General features: G+C 39.9%; 25 protein-coding genes. 13 read left to right on the plus strand and 12 right to left on the minus strand.

From position 1 onward, the window contains the following. Nucleotides 1-20: 20 nt before the first annotated feature. From hisC to hisIE, 9 genes are all read left to right on the plus strand, one after another. Entirely contained in the window at nucleotides 21-1,070 is a 1,050-nt protein-coding gene (gene hisC / locus D7Z94_RS08590) for a histidinol-phosphate transaminase (RefSeq protein ID WP_120711156.1), read from the plus strand. Nucleotides 1,071-1,077: 7 nt separating this feature from the next. Next, on the plus strand, nucleotides 1,078-2,253 hold the full coding sequence (gene hisB / locus D7Z94_RS08595; RefSeq protein WP_120711157.1) for a bifunctional histidinol-phosphatase/imidazoleglycerol-phosphate dehydratase HisB: 1,176 nt from the start codon (nucleotides 1,078-1,080) through the stop codon (nucleotides 2,251-2,253). Further along, nucleotides 2,250-2,831 carry an imidazole glycerol phosphate synthase subunit HisH gene (gene hisH, locus D7Z94_RS08600; RefSeq protein ID WP_120711158.1) on the plus strand — a complete coding sequence of 194 codons (582 nt, stop codon included), beginning with the start codon at nucleotides 2,250-2,252 and terminating at the stop codon, nucleotides 2,829-2,831. The genes hisB and hisH overlap by 4 nt, the downstream gene beginning before the upstream one ends. Beyond that, nucleotides 2,831-3,247: a GNAT family N-acetyltransferase gene (locus tag D7Z94_RS08605; protein WP_120711159.1), complete on the plus strand. Its 417-nt coding sequence runs from the start codon at nucleotides 2,831-2,833 to the stop codon at nucleotides 3,245-3,247. Before hisH ends, D7Z94_RS08605 begins: the two co-directional genes overlap by 1 nt. Beyond that, nucleotides 3,244-4,020 (plus strand): 1-(5-phosphoribosyl)-5-[(5-phosphoribosylamino)methylideneamino]imidazole-4-carboxamide isomerase, encoded by a 777-nt coding sequence (gene hisA / locus D7Z94_RS08610; RefSeq protein ID WP_120711160.1) that lies wholly within the window; start codon nucleotides 3,244-3,246, stop codon nucleotides 4,018-4,020. The genes D7Z94_RS08605 and hisA overlap by 4 nt, the downstream gene beginning before the upstream one ends. After that, nucleotides 4,017-4,538, plus strand: a complete 522-nt coding sequence (locus D7Z94_RS08615) for a DinB family protein (RefSeq protein ID WP_245967164.1) — start codon at nucleotides 4,017-4,019, stop codon at nucleotides 4,536-4,538. Before hisA ends, D7Z94_RS08615 begins: the two co-directional genes overlap by 4 nt. A gap of 79 nt (nucleotides 4,539-4,617) precedes the next feature. Continuing rightward, on the plus strand, nucleotides 4,618-4,968 hold the full coding sequence (locus D7Z94_RS08620) for a four helix bundle protein (RefSeq protein WP_120711161.1): 351 nt from the start codon (nucleotides 4,618-4,620) through the stop codon (nucleotides 4,966-4,968). A 61-nt stretch (nucleotides 4,969-5,029) separates the two neighbouring features. Beyond that, nucleotides 5,030-5,785, plus strand: coding sequence for an imidazole glycerol phosphate synthase subunit HisF (gene hisF, locus D7Z94_RS08625; protein WP_120711162.1), 756 nt, complete (start codon nucleotides 5,030-5,032; stop codon nucleotides 5,783-5,785). A gap of 24 nt (nucleotides 5,786-5,809) precedes the next feature. Further along, on the plus strand, nucleotides 5,810-6,406 hold the full coding sequence (gene hisIE, locus D7Z94_RS08630; RefSeq protein WP_120711163.1) for a bifunctional phosphoribosyl-AMP cyclohydrolase/phosphoribosyl-ATP diphosphatase HisIE: 597 nt from the start codon (nucleotides 5,810-5,812) through the stop codon (nucleotides 6,404-6,406). Between the two features lie 78 nt (nucleotides 6,407-6,484). On the opposite strand, the gene D7Z94_RS08635 is transcribed toward hisIE, so the two are convergent. The 6 genes from D7Z94_RS08635 to D7Z94_RS08660 form a co-directional block, all read right to left on the minus strand. After that, nucleotides 6,485-7,207, minus strand: coding sequence for a head GIN domain-containing protein (locus D7Z94_RS08635; protein ID WP_120711164.1), 723 nt, complete (start codon nucleotides 7,205-7,207; stop codon nucleotides 6,485-6,487). A gap of 2 nt (nucleotides 7,208-7,209) precedes the next feature. After that, a complete protein-coding gene (locus tag D7Z94_RS08640) occupies nucleotides 7,210-7,431 on the minus strand; it encodes a hypothetical protein (RefSeq protein WP_120711165.1) in 222 nt (73 codons plus the stop codon). A 1-nt stretch (nucleotide 7,432) separates the two neighbouring features. Continuing rightward, nucleotides 7,433-8,086: a hypothetical protein gene (locus D7Z94_RS08645; RefSeq protein ID WP_120711166.1), complete on the minus strand. Its 654-nt coding sequence runs from the start codon at nucleotides 8,084-8,086 to the stop codon at nucleotides 7,433-7,435. A 148-nt stretch (nucleotides 8,087-8,234) separates the two neighbouring features. Then, nucleotides 8,235-9,326: a hypothetical protein gene (locus D7Z94_RS08650; RefSeq protein WP_147415855.1), complete on the minus strand. Its 1,092-nt coding sequence runs from the start codon at nucleotides 9,324-9,326 to the stop codon at nucleotides 8,235-8,237. Beyond that, nucleotides 9,307-9,852, minus strand: a complete 546-nt coding sequence (locus D7Z94_RS08655; protein WP_120711168.1) for a hypothetical protein — start codon at nucleotides 9,850-9,852, stop codon at nucleotides 9,307-9,309. The genes D7Z94_RS08650 and D7Z94_RS08655 overlap by 20 nt, the downstream gene beginning before the upstream one ends. Next, entirely contained in the window at nucleotides 9,852-10,391 is a 540-nt protein-coding gene (locus D7Z94_RS08660; RefSeq protein WP_245967165.1) for an RNA polymerase sigma factor, read from the minus strand. The genes D7Z94_RS08655 and D7Z94_RS08660 overlap by 1 nt, the downstream gene beginning before the upstream one ends. A gap of 460 nt (nucleotides 10,392-10,851) precedes the next feature. On the opposite strand from D7Z94_RS08660, the gene D7Z94_RS08665 reads away from it, so the two are divergent. Continuing rightward, nucleotides 10,852-13,266 (plus strand): TonB-dependent receptor, encoded by a 2,415-nt coding sequence (locus D7Z94_RS08665; protein WP_120711169.1) that lies wholly within the window; start codon nucleotides 10,852-10,854, stop codon nucleotides 13,264-13,266. A 5-nt stretch (nucleotides 13,267-13,271) separates the two neighbouring features. Continuing rightward, entirely contained in the window at nucleotides 13,272-14,108 is an 837-nt protein-coding gene (locus tag D7Z94_RS08670) for a DUF4249 domain-containing protein (protein ID WP_120711170.1), read from the plus strand. 92 nt (nucleotides 14,109-14,200) lie between these two features. On the opposite strand, the gene D7Z94_RS08675 is transcribed toward D7Z94_RS08670, so the two are convergent. Continuing rightward, nucleotides 14,201-15,007, minus strand: a complete 807-nt coding sequence (locus tag D7Z94_RS08675; protein ID WP_120711171.1) for a DUF1853 family protein — start codon at nucleotides 15,005-15,007, stop codon at nucleotides 14,201-14,203. A 143-nt stretch (nucleotides 15,008-15,150) separates the two neighbouring features. On the opposite strand from D7Z94_RS08675, the gene D7Z94_RS08680 reads away from it, so the two are divergent. Both D7Z94_RS08680 and D7Z94_RS08685 read left to right on the plus strand, forming a co-directional pair. Next, nucleotides 15,151-16,317 (plus strand): vWA domain-containing protein, encoded by a 1,167-nt coding sequence (locus D7Z94_RS08680; RefSeq protein WP_120711172.1) that lies wholly within the window; start codon nucleotides 15,151-15,153, stop codon nucleotides 16,315-16,317. A 14-nt stretch (nucleotides 16,318-16,331) separates the two neighbouring features. Beyond that, nucleotides 16,332-17,801, plus strand: coding sequence for a MoxR family ATPase (locus tag D7Z94_RS08685; protein WP_120711173.1), 1,470 nt, complete (start codon nucleotides 16,332-16,334; stop codon nucleotides 17,799-17,801). A gap of 110 nt (nucleotides 17,802-17,911) precedes the next feature. Here D7Z94_RS08685 and D7Z94_RS08690 read toward each other — a convergent pair whose 3' ends face one another. The 5 genes from D7Z94_RS08690 to D7Z94_RS08715 all read right to left on the minus strand — a co-directional run bounded on the left by D7Z94_RS08690 (nucleotide 17,912) and on the right by D7Z94_RS08715 (nucleotide 22,740). Beyond that, nucleotides 17,912-19,408: a sensor histidine kinase gene (locus D7Z94_RS08690; protein ID WP_120711174.1), complete on the minus strand. Its 1,497-nt coding sequence runs from the start codon at nucleotides 19,406-19,408 to the stop codon at nucleotides 17,912-17,914. Next, nucleotides 19,405-20,103, minus strand: a complete 699-nt coding sequence (locus tag D7Z94_RS08695; RefSeq protein WP_120711175.1) for a response regulator transcription factor — start codon at nucleotides 20,101-20,103, stop codon at nucleotides 19,405-19,407. Before D7Z94_RS08695 ends, D7Z94_RS08690 begins: the two co-directional genes overlap by 4 nt. A gap of 265 nt (nucleotides 20,104-20,368) precedes the next feature. Continuing rightward, nucleotides 20,369-20,851 carry a hypothetical protein gene (locus tag D7Z94_RS08705; RefSeq protein WP_120711177.1) on the minus strand — a complete coding sequence of 161 codons (483 nt, stop codon included), beginning with the start codon at nucleotides 20,849-20,851 and terminating at the stop codon, nucleotides 20,369-20,371. Between the two features lie 108 nt (nucleotides 20,852-20,959). Beyond that, entirely contained in the window at nucleotides 20,960-22,189 is a 1,230-nt protein-coding gene (locus tag D7Z94_RS08710) for a DUF418 domain-containing protein (RefSeq protein ID WP_120711178.1), read from the minus strand. A gap of 113 nt (nucleotides 22,190-22,302) precedes the next feature. Next, complete coding sequence (locus D7Z94_RS08715) at nucleotides 22,303-22,740, minus strand: hypothetical protein (RefSeq protein WP_120711179.1); 438 nt, start codon at nucleotides 22,738-22,740, stop codon at nucleotides 22,303-22,305. Between the last annotated feature and the right edge of the window lie 31 nt (nucleotides 22,741-22,771).

Below are 22,771 nucleotides of genomic sequence, written 5' to 3' on the forward strand. Positions count from 1 at the left end.
CAAAATAATGATAGTTACCCATGAAAAGGGAATTCGATATAAATAAGCTGGTTCGCGAAAGTGTCAGGGAATTAAAACCCTACTCCTCTGCCCGGGACGAATACGTGTCCGACGGCTCAGAAATGGTCTTTTTAGATGCCAATGAGAATCCTTTTAATAACGGAGTCAATCGGTATCCCGATCCCCAACAAAGGAACCTAAAGGCACTTCTGGCCGAACAGCGGGGTGTAGCCATGGAAAATTTGCTTTTGGGCAATGGTAGCGATGAGGTTTTGGACTTGATTTTCAGGGCATTTTGCGAACCTAAAACTGATAATATTATCACTTCGCCTCCTACCTATGGTATGTATAAAGTGTTGGCCGGTGTAAACGATGTAAAAAACAAAGAAGTTCTGTTAACCTCAGATTTTGAACCTAATGTAGAAGGCATTTTGAAGGCCGTAGATCAAAATACGAAGTTACTGTTTCTTTGTTCTCCCAATAATCCTACTGGGAATTGTTTTTCCGAGAAGCGAATAAAACATCTTTTGGATAGCTTCGAGGGTCTTGTGGTCGTAGATGAAGCTTATATTGATTTTTCGGAGGCAGAAAGCTGGTTGGCACAATTGCAGAATTACCCCAATCTTATTGTAACGCAGACCCTATCCAAGGCCTATGGTCTGGCGGGAATCCGTTTGGGTATTTGTTGTGCATCCCCAGGGATTATATCTGTTTTAAACAAGATAAAACCGCCGTACAATGTGAATGAACTGACCCAACAAAGAGCTTTACGGCATGTGTTGAATCCGAAAATGGTACATGAGGAAGTAAGGAGCATATTAAAAGAAAGGAACGAACTGACCAAGGAATTACTTCAATTCAACTTTGTTCTTAAGATATATCCCACGGACGCTAATTTTGTTTTGGTAAAGGTGGACGATGCCGATAAAAGATACCAGCAGCTACTGGATAAAGGAATCGTAGTAAGAAACCGAAGCACCCAACCACTTTGCGAAAACACATTGCGATTAACTGTTGGGACTCAAGAAGAAAATAAGAAATTGATAGAAGCTCTAAGAAGTCTAAATTAAATATCGAATGAAAGTGGACAATATAAATAATTCTTCTCCTGAAGATAAGACTCGTAAAGTACTTTTTATTGATCGTGATGGTACCTTGATACTGGAACCGGAAGATGAACAAATTGATGGTTTCGATAAATTGGAATTCTATCCAAGAGCCTTTAAGTACATGGGAAAGATTGCCAAGGAATTGGATTATGAGCTGGTGATGATTACCAATCAGGATGGATTGGGTACTGACATCTTTCCCGAAGATACCTTTTGGCCGGTGCATGACTTTGTATTAAAGTCCTTTGAAAATGAGGGAGTAGTCTTTGATGAGGTATTTATTGATAAAACATTCCCGGAGGATAACGCGGAAACACGAAAGCCAAAAACAGGATTTTTGACCAAGTATTTTACGGATCACTACGACTTGGAAAACTCTTTTGTGATAGGGGATAGGCTTACAGATGTGGAATTGGCCAAAAATTTGGGTTCACAAGGAATTTTTATCAACAATAATACACAGTTAGGAACCTCGGAGGTCAGTACGGATACCCAAGAATTGGAAAAGTATATTGCCCTGGAAACCAATGATTGGGAAAAGATTTATGAGTTCCTGAGATTAAACAACCGAACCGCCGAAATTCACAGGAAAACCAATGAAACGGATGTCCGTATTGTTCTTAACCTTGATGGAACGGGGCATGGAAAAATCTCAACGGGACTGGCTTTCTTTGACCATATGCTAGATCAATTGGCACGGCATGGACAAATGGATTTGGACATTGAGGTAAATGGAGATTTGGAAGTAGACGAGCATCATACCATTGAGGATACGGGCATTGCTTTAGGCGAAGTTTTTTATCAGGCTCTGGGAGATAAGTTGGGTATTGAAAGATATGGCTTTTGCTTGCCGATGGATGATTGTCTTGCCCAGGTTGCCCTAGATTTTGGAGGGCGTAACTGGCTGGTTTGGGAAGCGGATTTTAAACGGGAAAAAGTTGGAGACATGCCTACCGAAATGTTCCACCATTTCTTCAAATCCTTCACCGATGGCGCCAAGGCCAATTTAAACATACAGGCAGAAGGCACTAATGAACACCATAAGATAGAGGCTATTTTTAAGGCTTTTGCCAAATCTATAAAAATGGCAATAAAACGGGATACCAAAAAAATGGTCCTTCCCTCCACGAAAGGAATGTTATGAAAATTGTAATTATTAATTACGGAGCGGGAAATATTCAGAGTATCCGTTTTGCCATTCAAAGATTGGGATACGAAGCGATTCTTAGTAATGATCCCAAGGATATCCAAGCTGCGGACAAGGTAATATTTCCGGGTGTAGGTGAAGCCAGCAGCGCCATGAAAAAATTACGGGCTAGCGGATTGGACAATCTAATACCAAACCTAAAACAACCTGTATTGGGCATTTGCCTGGGCATGCAGTTGATGTGCAATTCTTCCGAGGAAGGGAGTACCGAGGGGCTTGGAATATTTGATGTGGATGTGGTTCGGTTTTCCAATCGAGTTAAAGTACCTCAAATAGGATGGAATGAAATATCCAATTTAAAATCAGATTTGTTTAAGGGTATAGGAGAGAAGGAATACATCTATTTGGTACATAGTTATTATGCCCCAATTTGCAATGATACCATTGCGGTTTCGGAATATGAGTTGAATTATAGTGCCGCTTTAGGTAGGGCTAATTTTTATGGTACGCAATTCCATCCCGAAAAAAGTAGTGATGGTGGGGAAAGGATATTGCAAAATTTTCTTGAAATGTAATGGAAGGAGAATTTTACATAGCTACGGAAAGAGAAAAAATGGATACACCATTTATCCATAAATATTTATCCGAGAATTCCTATTGGGCAAAGGGCAGAACCATGGAATTGGTTTTAAAATCAATGGAAAACTCCCTATGTTTTGGGGTTTTTAATAAGAATGATCAACAAGTGGCCTTTGCACGCTTGGTAACTGACTATGTGGTTTTTGCTTGGTTAATGGATGTTTTTGTCGATTCTGAATATGCGAGCCAAGGAATAGGTAAAATGTTGGTCAGGCATATTGTCCAACTCCCCGAATTACGGAATGTCAACGGAATCGGGCTTCGTACAAACGATGCCCATGGATTTTATGAAAAATTTGGTTTTGAAAAAATATCGGAACCACAAACTTGGATGCTAAGAAAGAATAAATGAGAATTATCCCGGCCATAGATATTATTGAGGGGAAATGTGTTCGACTATCAAAAGGCGATTACAACACCAAAAAGATTTACAATGAAAACCCTCTTGAGGTTGCTAAGGAATTTGAAGCCCATGGCATTCAATATTTACATTTAGTAGACTTGGATGGAGCAAAATCCAAACATATTATTAATCATAAGGTTTTATATCAAATCGCATCAAAGACGAATTTGGAAATAGATTTTGGGGGAGGATTAAAAACGGATGAGGATTTAAAGATAGCCTTTGACAATGGTGCTAAACAGGTTACTGGGGGCAGTATCGCCGTAAAGGAGCAATCTACTTTTTTGGATTGGTTGGAAAAGTATGGGGCTGAAAAAATTATTTTGGGAGCGGATGCCCAAAATGAAAAAATAGCAGTTTCCGGTTGGCAGGAGGAATCCAACATGGACTTGGTACCTTTCATTAAATCCTATCAACAAAAGGGAATTAAATATGTAATCTGTACCGATATTGGTAAGGATGGCATGTTGGAAGGACCTTCATTCGATTTGTACAAAAAAATTCTATCTCATACCAAACAAACGGAGACAAGGGTTACCATGAGCGGGGTTGAAGATATTGAAGTGCCCGGGATACATCTTATTGCATCTGGTGGTGTCTCCCAGTTTGAGGAACTACCGAAACTTAGGGAAATAGGTTGTGAAGGCGTCATAATCGGTAAGGCCCTTTACGAAAATAGAATTAGTCTTAAGCAATTGGAATCTTTTAACATACAGGTATGAAGGATATGGTATCTCAATTAGCGGAAGAGTTTTTGGCGCAATCCATATATAGAATGGATGAAAGCACTAGAATGATTCAAATTTGTATGGAACAGTTGTCCGAAGAAGAAATTTGGATCAGACACAATGAATCTTCCAATAGTATTGGTAATCAGATTTTGCATTTATGCGGAAATATAACCCAGTATGCCATATCGGCCCTGGGCCAAGAAACAGATTCCAGGGAACGTGACAAAGAATTTGCAGCACGTTCCGGTTATTCCAAATCTCAATTGGTACGGATGCTTGAGGATACTGTGGAAAAGGCAAAAAGAACTATGGATGGCTCCAAAGTGGAAAATCTGATGCGAAAGCGTAACGTTCAGGGTTTTTACTTTTCGGGAATGGGCATCATTATCCATGTGGTCGAGCATTACTCGTATCATGTGGGCCAAATTGCACAGTGGACCAAAATGCTGAAAAATAAAGAATTAGGCTTTTATGATGGAATAGATTTGAATACAAGGAACAAGGAATAATCTAGGGAGGTCAGAGATAGGAGTTACGAAGTACAAAGTAGGAAATTGAAGTTTATCAATCTAATTATAGAATACAAAGATGCAAGATTTAAAGTCAAGGACTAAAAGATTCGCTGCAGATTGCTGGAGGCTTTGTACTAAAATTCCTAGATCCAAGGAATATGATACCTGGGTGAGACAACTAATTAGATGTTCCGGTTCAGTAGGGGCAAATTATAGAGCATCGCAAAGAGCAAAATCAACTGCGGATTTTATTTATAAACTCAAAGTAGTTGAAGAAGAAACTGATGAATCGATGTATTGGCTAGAACTTTTTCTGGAAATTTCGGATAATCATCATGAAGAAATAGAGCGTTTAAGAAAAGAAGGAGGTGAGTTATTGGCAATTACAGTTTCTTCCATAAAGACCGCTCGAAAAAATCAGAAATAAAAAATGATTTTATGAAAGACATTACTTCGTATTTTACTCCTCTGACCTATTACTTGATTATATGTTGACAAAAAGAATAATCCCGTGTCTGGATATAAAGGATGGCCGTACGGTAAAGGGCATCAACTTTTTGGATCTACGGGATGCGGGAGATCCCGTGGAACTGGCTAAATTCTATGCCGAGGAAGGTGCAGATGAATTGGTGTTTTTGGATATTTCAGCTACGGAGGAAAAACGCAAGACCTTGGCGGAACTGGTCTATCATGTAGCCGAAAAGGTAAACATCCCTTTTACTGTTGGTGGAGGCATTTCATCGGTGGAAGATGTGGATGTCCTCCTGCAAAATGGAGCAGATAAGGTGTCGATCAATTCATCGGCAGTAAAAAATCCGCAATTGATCAATGATTTGGTTGCAAAATTTGGATCACAATGTATCGTTGTGGCCATTGACGCCAAACGGATTAACGGAGAATGGAAAGTACACCTGGTCGGTGGAAAGGTACCCACGGAAATTGAACTGTTTGCATGGGCCAGGGAAGTAGAGGAGCGGGGCGCAGGAGAAATCCTATTTACCTCCATGGACCATGATGGTACTAAAAATGGATTTGCGAACAAGGCCTTGGCCAGAATGTCCAAAGAAAGAAACATCCCCGTTATTGCATCTGGCGGAGCAGGTAAGATGCAGCATTTTACGGATACCTTTGTAGAAGGCAAAGCAGATGCCGCGTTGGCCGCCAGTGTTTTTCATTTTAAGGAAATGAAGATAGAGGATTTAAAAAAAGAGCTTGAAAGATGCGGTATCCCGGTTAGGCTTTAATAATCAAGATTAAGAAAGGAATACATGGAAATAAATTTTGACAAAAATGGAGATGGGTTGTTACCCGTAATTATTCAAGATGCCGTTACTAAAAACATCTTGATGCTGGGCTATATGAACCAGGAGGCACTGGATAGGACCATGGAGACCAAAAAGGTGACTTTTTTCAGTAGGTCCAAACAACGCTTATGGACCAAAGGGGAAGAGAGTGGCAATTTCCTGTATTTGGAGAATATCAAAAATGATTGTGATAAGGATACATTGCTTATTCTGGTAAATCCTGTCGGGCCAACATGTCATACCGGAAGTGATACTTGCTGGGGCGAGAAGAATATATCCAATTTCGGATTTCTTTCAAAATTGGAAAAGGTGATAGAACAGCGAAGGACTTCCTCTACCGGGGAAACCTCCTATGTTGCCTCGTTGTTTGAAAAGGGTATTAACAAGATTGCGCAGAAGGTAGGGGAAGAGGCCATAGAAACCGTTATTGAGGCCAAGGACAATAATGACGAACTCTTTTTAAACGAAAGTGCGGATCTATTGTTCCATTATTTGATTTTACTTCAAGCGAAGGGCTTTACCTTAAAGGATATAGAAAAGGTATTAAAAGAAAGACACTAATTAGAAGTTTAAAACATAATAAATATGGGCATCACATAGGATGCCCATATTCAACAACCACCACCAAAACGTCTAAAATCAGTCGGTTTTAACTATTTCCGATGCACCGGACAACCTTCTAAGATTTACGGTCGCATCTCCCCTGTATCTTAAAGTACTTGCGCCGGAAGCCTCAATATCAATGGATTCCGTTACCGTTAAATAGGCATCACTGGCACCGCTTAGATCTATATCCAATTCTTCTACCGTCAAATCATAATCCTTAAGATCACTACTGCCCGAAAGACGGGCCCTTAGCGATTCGGTATTTCCAAATAAATCAATATTGGAAGCACCTGATGCCTCTATATCCAAATCGGTGAGATCCATCTCACCTGAGAAGGATGATGCCCCTGAGACCTCTAGATCTACCTTACGCGTAATCAAAGGATTTTCCAATGTGATATTGGAAGCACCTGAAATATCAAAATCGGAAATCTCCCTAGTGGTAATAAACACGTTTAAAGTTACATTTCCTCTTAGATTGGTATGTTTCTTTAATCTCACTCGCAGCGTGTTCCCTTCCTTTTGTACAACAATACGGTCATGAATGTTTTCATTGGCCTCTACCTCTACGCTTTCCTCCACATCGGAGAAAGTCACATAAACATTAAAAGCATTGGACACCTTTAAACGTGAATAGTCTGAAAAACCATAACCTATCGTTGAAATTCCATCGGAAGCGCGAATAGTTTCATAATCACAGGAAACCATTTGAAGACTTAAAGCGATCAGAATCGCAAATACTAATACTCTGTTCATTTTTATAAATTTTCTGATTGATTTTCAAGGTTGTTTTTTAACTCCATGACCGGCATCCATTGAAAATTTACCGGAAACCATTGATCTTTGGTTTTTAAGGTAATGGATGATGATGCGGTATTCCCCTTCTTTAGATATACTTGGTTATTTTCCGAAAAAACATGTTGGGTTTCAATTACCTCATGACATACTGGACAAAGACCGTTAAACATATTATTTTTCATACTAAATTTTCTTTTTATAGCGATTCCTGCCCATATTAAAAACACCTATTTTAACTCCTATTCCCGCGGAAAAACCATTGATTCGGGATACCGGACTAAAATCAAGTTCTATTTTATTGGAAAAGCGGTATTTGACCCCAGCTTCAAGCTGTAAATACCTTGAGACATTGAACAACACACTTACCCCTGGTTCCAATACAAAAATGGCATCTACATCATCCTCTGTAAGCTCATAATCCTCGTCATCAAAATTATCGCCAACGTAACCGACGGCACCGGCACCAATCAATAAAGGAAATGAAAGGTTTACCAAAGATTTACTAAAAAAAATAGGTTCCAAGTGCAGGCCGCCGTAAGCTCCAATAAGATCCTCATCACGGGCCAGATCACTATTAAAAAGATCTTGTTGCGAATAGAAGAAGGTCCCCGAGAAACCTACCTCAAATTGTTGGTTGGCCACATAAGCAATTTTGAGACCACCTTGATATGTTGGCTCTCCGTCAATTTCGCCTAAATGAGTGTTCAAACCCAAATAAACGCCATGAACAACATTCTTACGGTCATTAAATTCAAGGTAATCTTCGTCTTCCTGGGCATAGGTAAAGCCTGCAAAAAGTAAAATAATGATTAGAAAAAAAGATTTTTGATGTTTCATGCTTTATTGTTTTTTGATTGTCTTATTCAAAAGACAATGTAGTTGGGAAAAGGTTGCATATTTTCTATACTTTTTTACGAAAATTTTTGCAGATCGGCTATACAGTCTTTTCAAGGTTAGTTCCAAACATATAGAAAATGTTACAGGGTTATAATTCCTTTAAAAGTATAACTCCCTTTATGCCCGTAATGGAAATCTCTCCTGATAAACCCTTACCGTAGGTAGCCGTTATTTCGCGAATCCTTTGTCCCTTGTTCAACATCTTGGTCTCTACGTTCTTAAAGGACTTAGGCAGTCGTAACAGACCTTCTTCCAAAGTAGCGTCGAACTTAAATGAGAAATCGGAAATGGTAAGGCTTACTTCTGATGATTCCTGATCTATTACGATTACCGCATCCGGATTCTGCACCTTGGAAACCCTGAAATCAGCAATTTTCATGGTAAGATTGATCTGTTCATCCACATTGTTGAGTTGCATATTGGTAAATCTTAAATCTCCGTGTACGGCACCTACTTCTTCTATCGTTATTTCATCCTTACTGGAGTAAATCTCCAAGGATGACACACGTTCTATTTCTATATCGGTACCACTACTATTGATGCGTAAGTTTCTGGATTCCTCTACATCCAAACTTCCATTTTTTATACGGATATTCCCATAGTTAACGGTTTTGGTTCTCAATTTTCCATATTTTAAAACAACATCCGCATTGTTAATGTCCTTATTGATCCAAACATCGCCGTGTTCTACATTTGCCTTCAACTTCCCGGACCAATCACCGATAATTACATCGCCAAATTTGTTGGTAATATCCAGTTCTGCATTTGATGGTAGTAGAATCGTGTAGTCTATTTGAACATTGCTTCTATCAAAATCAAAAGGATTTGCCTTATTGAAATACTTGGCAAAAAAGCCTGTACTTTTTTCTGCTATTTCCGAGGTGACGGTAATAAAATTTTCAATTTCCCTTGTGTTGAGCGAAATACGGTCCAGAAGGTTTTTTGCATTTTCCTTTTTTCTGTGTGTGACCGTGATGTCAACGGTAATCGAAACATTGTCCCTGTCCCATCCGGTAACGGTTACATCGCCATATTTGTTCTCCAAATACAACTCTCCGGAATTGGTCATTTCGTAGGATTCGCTAAGCTGCTTCGATACTTTTTCTTGGGCCAATACATAATGGCCGCATATCATCAAGACCATTAAAACAACCCGTCTTTTATAAAATGTATCCATCATAATCTTCGTTTGTTATTTTAGAATCATTGATTTGATGCAATAGATTCTCAATAAGTTCAATTCTCTTTTTGTAGTTGGCAATAATAGCTTCCAGAACAAGCTCGTTGTCCAGATTTTTTTCCATTTCCAATTTTAGAAGTTCATATTCCTTGTCCAACTCATCCATAAACAATAGAAACTCCTCTTTATCCGCATCGGATAGTTTGGGATGGTCTTTTACAAGCTGTACCTGATATGAGACCAAACTCTTGTAATGCATATCAATATCCAATAGTTCCTGGGAAATAACAGTGTTTTGTGTATTGTCACCTTTATTCATCAGGGAAACACCAATGATAGCGGCAATCCCAAATACCAAAACAAAACTGGCCGCGACACGTAGTATCGGAGATCGCCATAAGGGCACAACTTTTGGCTTTGGCCCCTCCAACTCCGAGGCAATATTGGCCCAAAGTTTTGCCTTATCCGCTTTATGTTCATCGAACAACGCCTTATTTTCCCGAATGTGCTTTTCAAAATTGTCCATTATAAGGTGTTTATGATTTCAACTAGTTTTTTCTTTGCCCTATGGTATTGTGATTTTGAAGTAGATGTTGAAATGTCCAATATTTCTCCTATCTCCAAATGATCGTAACCTTCAATGAGGTAAAGACTTATAATTTGTTTATATCCGGCCGGAAGTTTTTCCAAGCCTATTTTTACTTTTTTAATATCGATCGCTTCAACTTTTTCTTCTACATCTTCCTTTAAATAAAACTCATGGTCCTCAAGAGGGGTAATGGGAATTTTTTTTAGCTTTAGATGGTTTATACTTTTGTTTACCACGATTCTTTTTAACCAAGACCCGAACGTACTTTCATATTTGAAGCTTCCAAGATTTTTAAAAGCATCTACAAAGCTTTCCTGTACAATATCCTCGGCATCCTCCTTTATTCCCAACATACGTATGCCTATATTGTACATGGCATCCACATAGAGCTCGTATAGGCGGTACTGCGAGTTTCTATCACCAGACTTGCTACGTTCAACAAGCTCCTTATGTGTAAAGCGAATATTGGTTTCCAATTAAATTGAAATGGTTGTTTAACTCCTTAAAATTAGGCCTACTACATTGCTAAAGACAAATGGGAATCTCAAGGGTTGCATCGATTAGAATAATTTTACCAAATGTAAAGCATTTCTGGAATGCGACTTAGTTTCTAAGTTGGGTCAATAGCTAAAGACCGTAAGGACCCAAACTCATGTTGATGTCTCGCTTATTTTAACAGCTATCTACTATCCTGCTGAAGGAAGTTCTTTCTTTAATGGAGATTTTATCCAATTTAAAAATCGACACTTGGCCGCATGATGTCTAATGTAAGTAATTGAAAACCATAATTATATAAAATTAGTGGGATATAGAGGGTACCTTAAAAATTTGTTAAATATTCCTAAGAATGCTAAACTTTCAAACCTATATGCAACCCTTTATTTTTTAAACTGTCAATAGAGCGTATAAAATTTAAAACCCAAAAAACATTTGAATATGCTCATCAATTCAAAATCAAGAAATCACCCCAAAAAAAGTATCAAAACTGCCCTCACCTTCCTGGGCATACTTATGATCAATGCCTTTGTTTTAGGTCAGGACAGCTATACCATAAATGGGAAAATCACCGATAAGGATAACGGGGAAACCTTATTCGGCGCCTCCGTATTTTTAAAGAACACAAACATAGGGGTGGTCACCAATGAATATGGTTTTTACTCCATTACAGCCCCAAAAGGGAGTTATGTTTTAGTTATATCCTACATGGGGTATTTGGACATTAATCAAGAAATACAATTGGACAAAGACCAAAAATTAGATTTCGAAGTTGAGGAATATACGACCCGTTTGGACGAGATTGTGGTCACCGCGGAGGAATCGGAGCGTATAAGCCTCAAAAAGCCTGAAATGAGCATTGCCAAACTCAATATTAAAACCGTGAAGCAAATGCCCGTGGTGTTGGGGGAAGTGGATATCATAAAATCAATTCAATTGTTGCCAGGTGTCACTAACAATGGGGAAGGATCCAGCGGATTTAATGTAAGAGGTGGAGCCGTTGACCAAAATCTAGTGTTGTTGGATGAAGCCATTATTTATAATACATCCCACTTATTGGGCTTCTTTTCCGTCTTCAATGCAGATGCCATAAAGGACATGAAGTTATATAAGGGAGGGATTCCCGCGCGTTTTGGAGGAAGGGCTTCATCTGTACTGGATATTCGACAAAAGGACGGGAACAGCAAAAACTTTTCCCTTACCGGAGGTATAGGGGTAATTTCAAGCAGACTTGCGGCGGAAGGTCCTATGTTCAAGGATAAAGGTTCTTTTCTGGTTGCCGGCAGAGGTTCCTATGCACATCTTTTATTAAAGGCTTCCGGTGAAGAGAACAGCGCTTATTTTTATGATTTGAACCTTAAGACCAATTATAACCTGAACGAGAACAATAGACTCTTTCTTTCCGGGTACTTTGGGAGGGATGCTTTCGATTTTGGGGATAGTTTCGATAGTAGCTATGGAAATTTATCGGGAAATTTACGTTGGAATCATATTTTTAATGACCGTCTCTTTTCCAACCTCTCCCTTATCTATAGCAAATACGATTATGACCTTGGAATAAAAATAGAGGAGTTTGAATGGATTTCCTCCATCAATAACTACAACCTAAAGTATGACCTTGCTTATTACGTAAACGACAGGTTTAAATTGGACTTTGGGGCAAGTGGAATATATTATGATTTTGATCCAGGTCAAGTACGGCCCACTTCGGAAACATCGGCTATAAACCCCTTATCATTAGACCGGAAAAAAGCCCTTGAAAGTGCAGCATACATAGATGCCGAACACAAGCTTACGGATAAGTTGACCGCACAATACGGATTGCGCTACAGTATCTTCAATCGTTTGGGCGGGCAGGCCATGGTAGATTATGCCAACGATCAGCCTGTAGTGTATAACAGCACCTTGGGCATTTACCAGCGAGGTACCGAAATCGGTGAAACGGACTTTGAAAAAGGCGAGACCATAAAAAGTTATGGCAATTTGGAGCCCCGAGTGTCCCTCGCATACCAATTAAACGATGTTTCTTCCGTAAAAGCTGGATATTCCAGGGTTGCCCAATACATCCATTTGCTATCCAATACTACTTCCGTAACCCCATTGGACGTTTGGACGCCAAGTGGACAATTCATCGAACCTCAATTGTCCGATCAATATGCTTTGGGTTACTTTAGAAATTTCATGGACAAGACCTATTCTTTGGAAGTGGAGGCTTACTACAAAACAATTTCCAATCGGATCGATTATATAGATGGCTCCGATCTTATTGGAAACAATACGATCGAGACCGAGATCCTTAATGGGGAATCACGCGCCTATGGTCTAGAATTTTTGGTACGAAAGACCGAAGGTAGGCTGACCGGGTGGCTTGCGTACACCTTATCAAAATCGGAACAAAGGACCCCGGGAGGTAATGCAGGAGGTCCAGGAATAAATGATGGTAAATGGTACAACACCCCTTTTGACCGTACGCATGACCTTTCCCTTACCGGTGCTTATCAATTGAACGATAAGTGGAGTTTTGGCACTAATCTGGTCTTCCAGACCGGAAGACCCGTAACCTATCCCAATGGTCAGTATGAGTATGAGGGTCTGTCTATTGCCAGTTACTCGGATAGGAATTCGGATAGATTGCCTGCATACCATAGACTGGATGTTTCTGCTACCTATGTTCCCAACAGAAAACCCAATAAACGATGGAAAGGCGAATGGGTATTTAGTATCTATAACTTATACAATCGTAAAAATGCCGCCGCAATTTCTTTTGGGCAAAATATAGAGACCGGGGCCAACCAAGCCACCCGAGTAGCAATTTTTGGAATGGTACCCTCCGTAACCTATAACTTTAAATTTTAATTAAAATGAAGACTCTTTTTAAAACCGCAATACTGTTTTTGACCTTAAGCTTTATATCCTGTGAAGATGTAATCGATGTGGACGTACAAACCGCTCCTTCCAGATTGACCGTTGAGGCCTCTTTGGACTGGGAAAAAGGAACCACCGGAAACGAACAGACCATTAAGTTGAGCATGTCCACTCCTTTTTTTGATACCACTACAAATACTGCCGTAACAGGGGCTTCGGTAAAAGTCACCAATGATTCCAATGGAACCGAGTTTGTCTTTACGGATCAAGGCAATGGGGAGTATAGCACGAGTTCCTTTGTTCCCGTAATCGATCAGTCCTATACTCTGGAAATACAACATGATGGGGAAACCTATAGCGCCACCGAGACCATGATGTCAGTAACGGACATCACCGAAATCAACCAATCCCGCGAGGATGGTTTTGACGATGAGGCACTGGAGGTCAATATTTTCTTTACGGATCCCGAGGAAGAGGACAACTATTATCTCTTTAGGTTTCAGGAACAAGGGGATTTGCTACCGGATTTTGAGGATTTGGATGATGAATTTGTAAACGGAAACGAAATCCCTTGGTATTATGAAAAAGACGATGACGACGATACTGAGGAGTTTGTTCCTGGTGATGTAATTGATATTGCCCTTTACGGAATTTCAGAGGATTACTATAACTATATCCGCATTCTTATCGAACAGTCGGGAGGTGTTGATCTTTTCGGTACAATTCCTGTCGCTCTCAAGGGAAATTGTATAAATCCGACCAATCCGGATAATTACGCACATGGCTATTTTCGGTTGACACAGGTGGTAAGGGCCAGTTATGAGTTTGAATAACTGAAAACATTTGTTGCTGATTTGGGTTTTCCAAAGGCCGTCTAAAGAAATGATATCTTTATAGAAGTGATAGATTCAATTTAGGCGGCTTTTCACCACCATATAACAAAAAATTTGTTGAGCTGGCCATTAGGTTTTTTCATCCAGACCATGGGAGCATTTTTCCTAAGCATGCTAAGGTTGATTTCCATTAAGATTTCCAGGTGGGATAACCACGGCACATTGTTATGTGGAGCGACGACCCATTCCGATTTGAAAGGAATGTAATAGGTGTTAGACCGGAATTCTTTGGTGTTGAAATCATCAAATTTAAGCCAGTACCCAAAAATACAATCTTGGTTTAATGGTCTAATATGCACCTTTGTGTTTCTAAATGGAGCAAACAATTGGGCCTTAAAGCATACTTGATGTTCAATTTTGTCGGGCTCGATAGCTATACCGGACAAAGCTCTTATTCCTTCTTGGGAATGTAACAAAGGGAACTGTTCCTCCCTGATTTTTTCCATTTTGGTGAAGAACATATCCCTTTTATTGGGGCCCATTAAACGATGTATGGGTTCTGATATTTCTGGGTCGATAATGTAAAATTTATAGGTCAGTTCTATATGGATCCATTTTTGGGTTCGGACATCCTTCAGGATAAAATCGATTTCACCAATGGTACGGTTGCCTTCTTTGACCGGTAAACCGTGCAGTACAATTTCATAGACATCACAATGTTCAATGAGCTGTTTAAAAACATGTTCCATCTGATGGCCCAACCGAATGTTTTGAGGAATGGGTTGGGCCAAAAAGTGATTCAAATTGATATTGGGAAAATTAAATTGCTGTATACCAAACTGCTCATTTGTCCATAGGGGCGGGGTGTTCAGAAAACCATGTAGTTGTTTTTGAATCATTCTAACCGGGAAGAACTGCCAATATTACGCATTTATAGGAATTACTTATTTGTGTTTGAACGTAAAATCTGCGTTTGGACCTTATAAAGTTAAGTTTTCTTTAAAACCGAAATTGATTCTACCAAATGTGTTAATTTTATCTAATGGCTATGATGACAAGAAAAGGTTTTCGCTTCGTTCCTTATGAAGCCGCGGAACAAACTCCCTTTGAAAAACTCTTTGACATTTTTCAGGAACTTATTACGCATACCTCAGGTGATTTTGACGAGGCAATCGATTGGTTACGCGAATTGGACAAGGAATATGAGCTCACGGATGAAAACTACACCATAGATGATTTTATTGAAGACTTAAAGGCAAAGGGATATATCCGGGAAGAGTTTGAAGATGGCGACGGACAGCCCAATGAAGGTGAAGATGGGGAAGAAGGTGATGGTGGAAGCGGTTCAATTTCCATCACCGCAAAAATGGAGCGGATAATTCGTCAACGGGCTTTGGATCAAATTTTTGGAAAACTTAAAAGAAGGGGTGCCGGTAATCATAAAACAGGTTCTTCCGGTAGGGGAGATGAGCATACCGGTGATTTTAGGGAATATCGCTATGGCGATGCCTTGGAACATATCTCCATGACCGAGAGCTTAAAAAATGCCCAGATAAACAATGGTATAGGAAACTTTGCCTTAAGCGAAGAAGATTTGGTAGTAGAGGATACCCACTACAAGGCACAAATGAGTACGGTCTTGATGATAGACATAAGCCATAGTATGATCTTATATGGTGAAGATCGGATCACACCCGCGAAAAAGGTGGCCATGGCCTTGGCAGAACTGATTACCACAAGATATCCAAAGGACACCCTGGATATTTTGGTTTTCGGCAACGATGCTTGGCCCATACCCATAAAAGATTTACCATACCTTAAGGTTGGCCCATACCATACAAATACCGTGGCCGGTTTGCAGTTGGCCATGGATATGCTCCGTAGAAAGCGGAATACCAACAAACAGATTTTTATGATTACCGATGGTAAACCCAGTTGTTTACGGTTGCCGGATGGTACCTATTACAAGAACAGTGTCGGTTTGGACGATTATATTGTAGAAAAATGCTACAATATGGCCCGGCAGGCCAGAAAACTACATATTCCTATTACCACATTTATGATCGCCCAAGATCCCTATCTCATGCGATTTATCCGTCATTTTACGGAAGCCAACAAGGGCAAGGCCTTTTTTACGGGATTAAAAGGATTGGGCGAAATGATTTTTGAGGATTATGAAACGAATCGGCGGAAACGATTAAAAGGATAAAAGCGGAAAAATCTATGGATTTGAATTATAAAAAACTTACTACGCTCGGAGAGCTAAAAAAAGCAGGGTATCAAGGTAAAAGTATCAAAGACGAACTGCGCGACAATTTGCGTGAAAAGATTAAAAAAGGGGAGGAGACTTTTACAGGGGTATGGGGCTATGAAAATTCCGTGATACCGGAATTGGAAAGGGCCATACTATCCCGACATAATATCAATTTACTGGGATTACGGGGACAGGCCAAGACAAGATTGGCCAGGCTTATGGTAAATCTTTTGGATGAATGGATCCCTATAGTGGAAGGTTCAGAAATCAATGACGACCCGTTTAACCCGATATCGCGATTTGCAAGACAACGGATTGAGGAACATGGTGATGCAACCCTTATTGCATGGTTGCATAGGGAGGAACGTTTTTATGAAAAATTGGCTACCCCTGATGTTACCGTGGCCGATTTGATCGGCGACGTAGATCCCATTAAGGCAGCCAATCTTAAACTTTCCTATGCAGATGACCGCGTTATCCATTTTGGAATGATACCCCGTGCCAACCGATCTATTTTTGTTATCAACGAACTGCCTGACCTGCAAGCCAGAATTCAGGTATCCTTGTTCAATATACTGCAGGAGGGCGACATACAAATACGCGGGTTTAAGCTGCGACTACCTCTGGATATTCAGTTTGTTTTTACGGCAAACCCTGAGGACTACACCAATAGAGGCAGTATCGTTACCCCTTTAAAGGATCGGATCGGTTCCCAAATTTTAACGCATTATCCGGAAGATATAGAAACAGCTCGGAAAATTACCGAACAAGAGTCCAATCTGGATGCGCGACAAACAAGTCTGGTTTATGTACCTGAAATGGCCAAGGACTTATTGGAGCAAATCAGCTTTGAGGCCCGGAACAGTGAGTATGTGGATTTTAAAAGTGGGGTAAGTGCTAGAACCAGTATTACCGCTTTCGAAAACCTATTGAGTACCGCGGAACGTAGGGCATTGCTATCCGGTTCGGACAACACCAGTGTAAGGCTAAGTGATTTCTTGGGCGTTATCCCATCTATAACCGGGAAAATAGAATTGGTATATGAAGGTGAACAGGAAGGAGCGGATGCTGTTGCGGAAATACTTATTGATGATGCGGTGAAATCCTTATTTCCCAAATTCTTTCCAAAGATCAATAAATTGGAACGAAAGGACGAAGAAACACCGTATGATGACTTGGCACACTGGTTTTTTGAGGGCGAGGGTTTTGAGCTGTTGGACGATTTTACGGACGAGGAATACAAAAGGGCCTTGGACGGCATTCCCGCGCTAAACCAATTAATAAAGGAGTATCAACCGGATTTCCCTCAGGAGGATGTTTATTTTCTCAAAGAATTGTTGCTGTGGGGATTAGTGGCCCATAAAAAATTAAGCAAGCACCGATTTACGGAAGGTTATCAGTTTAAGGACTTGTACGGAAGTTTTATTAGCGGTCTGTAAATATTCCTTCCTTTTACCTCGTAAGCTTTGGAATACTTTTAATAAAAGAAAACGCCCTGACGAACAAAAATTCCATCAGGGCACTTCTTTTCATAGCAACAATTTCCCCGTCAAATTTGATAAGCCGGTAAATTAAAAATAAAGGAACTTCCTTCCCTTGGTTTGCTCAATACGGTTATAGTAGTATCGTGCAAGTCCATAATTTTCTTTACAATGGCAAGCCCAAGGCCGTAACCTTGCTTTTTAGCATCTTTGTTCACTACTTGTTTGTACCGATCAAAAATAAAAGGTTGCTCGTTCATAGGTATCCCATTTCCCGTATCCGTGATATTGATTTCAACGTTTTTGTCCTTTCGTTTTATGGAAAGGGTTACCTTACCATTGGGCTGGGTATATTTTAAGGCATTCTCAATGAGATTTTGTAATGCCCTTTCAACCAAGCTCACATCGGCAAAGACCATACTATTCTCTTCCGGGTTCTCCAAATGAAGGTCTATTTTCTTTTGATCGGCCAATACCCTGAATTTGGCAATAAGATCATGGGAAAGTTCGGTAATCGAAAAAGGTTCTTTTATAGGGGTTACTTGTTCCGCCTCAAGTTTGGAATATTCAAAAAGCTGATCAATGAGCTTGGAAAGCTTGTTTACATTACCATGGGTAATCTTAAGGTATTCTTGTTTGTCGCTTTCTGAAAGGGAATCCCTTTTCATTTGAAGCGTTTCAATATACCCTTTTAGAACGGCCAATGGGGTCCTTAAATCATGGGATACGTTGGCGATGAGTTCCCTGCGTAACAAATCCACGGATTTCATCTTATCCATATTGCCGACGATAGTATCCGCCATAGTATTGAAGGATTTGGCAAAAACTTCAATATCCGATTTTTCAGGGTTTTCAATTCTCGCCTCAAGATCACCTTCTTGAAACCTTCGGATGGTACCCGTAATGAGGCGTAGATTTTTGGTAAGGAACCAAATGCTTAACAATCCGAGTAGCGCTGTAAAAAAAGTGGTCAATAGAACCGCCCGTATTCCCAATTTTGTGAAATACTGCCCCAAAAGATTACTACTTACCAATTGAAACTCCTTGCCTTCAAGAACAATATAAATATATCCCTCGCGTCCATCAATATTAAATTGAGCCGCAGAGAATATCTTCTGTTCCCCGGGATTTCTGGGATCATCGCCCAGCACAAAGTTCTTTCCATCATTCTGTATAAAAGATTTTATAGGGGAAAGGGAAACGCTTTGCTGTGGCGCATTATCTCCGTGATCAAGGACGACAGAATATAAAATCTTACCGTTTTCATCCAATAGATATACCTCTATACTGCGATTTACAGCCATCATATCGTGCATCAAATCACCGAAAAGCGGCTTATTGACACTGCCGTCTTCTAGAAATGGCGAGGCATTTTGAAATTTTTCCTCTATAACATGATTGGCCAGTTCGGCATTGAGGTTTTGCGTAGTCTCCTGATAGTATTTATTGGCAAAATATCCCGTAATAACGATGTAGGATATACCCATTAGGAGTATAAGAAAGACAAATACGAGCCAGAGTTTTTTTACCAATCGTGGCGTAAGGGTCTTTTGGGAATTGCTCATACGGCTATGTCTTCGTTAAACTTGTAACCTACACCCCAAGTAGTTAGAATATAATTGGGTTGGGCCATATCCGATTCTATTTTTGCCCGTAACCGATTTATATGAGAATTTACCGTATGCTCATAGCCCTCAAAGTTGTAGCCCCATATCATATTCAATAATTCCGTGCGGGTATAATTGCGTCCTGGGTTGGAGGCCATTAAGGTGAGCAGCTCAAATTCTTTAGGGGATAGTTCTACTTTTTTGTCCTTCAGCAGTACTTTTCGCTTATCAATATCGATAAAAAGACCTTCCGCCGAAATAGTGGAGGTATCTTTCTTGTCCTTTTGCTCCATATCCGTTCGTCGTAAAACTGCCTTTATCCTGGCCAAAAGCTCCCGTATACTAAAGGGTTTGGTGATGTAGTCGTCTGCCCCGATTTCAAGCCCAAGTACCCTATCAATTTCCTCGGATTTGGCTGTCAGCATAATTATGGGTGTACTTTTCTCGGTCCGCAATCTTTTGCAGATTTCCGTACCGTTCATGGAGGGTAGGGTCAAGTCCAGTAGAATTAGGTCATAATCGTTTTCCAATGCCATTTGATAGCCTAATCTGCCATCGGTAGCCCTTGAAGTAGCGTAGTTAAGATCGGTAAGATGTATCTCAAGTAGCCTTACTATCTCAAGATCATCTTCAATAATCAGTAGTTGTTTCATAGTTAGTTGGATACGAAAGAAATTAAAAAATATCACATAAGTATCACGGGTAATTCAAAAAGACCCTCCAAATTTTATGGATCCAATAATGGATACTTATGGATATGATGAAAACTTAATTTTCTACATAGCCGTAATTTTTCCTAAAGCCTTACATTTCTCGGCAAAGTTTTTTGTTTTTGCGGATAAATGTCTTTCAGGAACCGGCCAGAAGGAAAAAAGAACTCGATGTTTTAGACTTTTCCAGATCTGGTAAAAAAGAATCTTATTCCCAAGAATCGATTTGTCTGTTTATATCATCAAATCGATAATTGCCTATTAGGCTTTTTCGGTAGTGAAATGCCAATAAAGTAAGTCCTAACAATAAAAGATGCAAAGAGAGGATCAAAACCCCGATCGGAAGGAATGTTTTTGGAATTATGTGGTTTTCATACATAGTATAGCTCATCAAAATATAAATGGATTCGAAGAACTTAAACACATAAAGCAGAAATATGATGTAAAGGGCGTATTCCAAATTCCGCATTTGGGGATCGGTAACTTCATCTTGGGTAATCTTAAACCAGAGTACGTATAAAAATGTGAAATGGGCTACCGTAAGCAATGGAAAAATATAATTGTCCGGCTTAAGGAAATAGAATTTATTGGTATAAAGTCCATAAAAGCTAAGGACAATCAATGCTCCAAGTACAAACATGGAAACATATACGCATCGCTTCCAGGGCATCCATCGCAAAATTGAATTCATGTCAAAATATTTTTAGGTTTCGGGGAACCATAAGTTCAAGATCTAGAACGGGACTGTATTGCGGTTTATTTCAAATTTTCGATGAAGGACCATTTATGTTGCCAAATGCTAAAAAAGTGTGGTGTCCTTACGTTTCATCGGAAATAATTTGAGATACGTAAGACTTCGCCAAGCCCATTCCAACGGTCCATAATAGAAATATTTTAACCACCATTTGCTCAAGATGAGTTGACCAAAAATCATGAAAATTGCGATTAAAAAAGTATAGATGTTACGTAACTCGCCCAAATATCCCAATCCCCATCCAAAAAATATAAAAGTACCAACTATACTTTGAAATACATAATTGGTAAGGGCCATCCTCCCGTATGGGGCAAATTTTGCCAACCATCGTCCTGCTTTTACCTTTTTATAAAGTATAACAAAAAGTGCAAGGATAATAAAGGTCATGGCTATATTATTGAGATCAAGGGCCGTTAACCCTAACATGGCCGGCCAATTATCAAATTTTACATCGGGGCCTAATTGTGAAAATAAGGCCATTACCATGCCTATGGATAAAACAAACAGGCCAATGGACCACCACAATACCTTTTTTACCAGCTTTTTATGCTCCATGAAATTCTGAAAGAATTTGAATCGACCTACAAAGAGACCTAAAAGAAAAAATCCAAATGTGAGATAGGCCCTGGAAAAAACACCCAGCTGAAAATGCATTTTCATTAAATGTCCTTCAACGGCATTGGAACGGAAAACATCCCATAGTTCGCCTTCTTTCAAGATATTGTAATAGTTAGCTATAACTGGGCTACTAGGAGACAATAGGTCGTCCTCTATGAACATACTTGTATCCTTGGTAAGCATGAACACGATATAGCGCCCCAAACCAAGAAATATCAAGGTGGTAATGCCTAAGAGCCATGTATTGCTCAATCTATAGAAAGGAATCAATAAAATGCCAAGCACCGCATAGATAGTGAGGATATCGCCACGGTAAAAAAGATGGTGGATATAGCCAATTCCAAGCAGAATGATCAAACGCCATAAAAATCGTCCTCGAAAGTCCTGCCCTTTGGTATGGGCATTGTCCATCTGTATAAAAAAGCTCAAACCAAAAAGAAAGGAGAACAAAGCGAAGAATTTACCTCTGAGAAGTAGAAAAATAAAACCGTCCACAATAGTATCCGCAATTCCCTGGCGGGTAGCTTCCATGGCACCTTCGGGAGTGGGAGCACCGACATAGTTTTCTACCAAGTGTACAATTACGATTCCAGCAAGGGAGAAACCTCTTAAAGCGTCTACAATTTCAATTCGTGACTTAGTTGTAGTGTTGGTCATTTTGCTTTTTTTTGATCCCTAGTATGAGACCACTTTTTCCTTGATAGGTTACAGTAATCCAAAGCAATTTGGAGCTAAAAAAATAGTGTTAGGCCAAAAGAGTCTTCAATTCTTTATCCAAGCCAAAGTTTCCTTGTGGCAATCCGTGCAAAAAACACCAACCCAACACCAATTAAAATAATAAGTATAGGCATACTGATTTCCCCGGGCCCATAAACCTCCAGATTTTTGCTGATAAAAAAGGAATGGATCATTTGTACCAGTATCCCGATTAGGGAGATGATAAGTACGGGTCTCGCCCATTTTTTTCGAAGCAGTAGGGCTACGCAGCCCAACAGACCACCCCAAACCGCTAGGGCAAATGCTGCCGTGGCCCAGGCCGGGCGTGTTTCCAAAAGTAATCTCTCCGGCTCCGACAGGGCCGCTAGGGCTTCTTCGGTCATGAATGCCTGTTGCAGATAAGCCAATACGCCCATAAGGTTCCAAAGTAATGCGACGATACTAACTATCCAGAACCATACGGGTGGTTTTTCCATCGATTTTGCAGTCATAATTAAAGAGGTTTAATGGTTAAATACCCTA

The sequence above is a fragment of the Ulvibacterium marinum genome (assembly GCF_003626755.1).
Taxonomy (GTDB): Bacteria; Bacteroidota; Bacteroidia; order Flavobacteriales; family Flavobacteriaceae; genus Ulvibacterium; species Ulvibacterium marinum.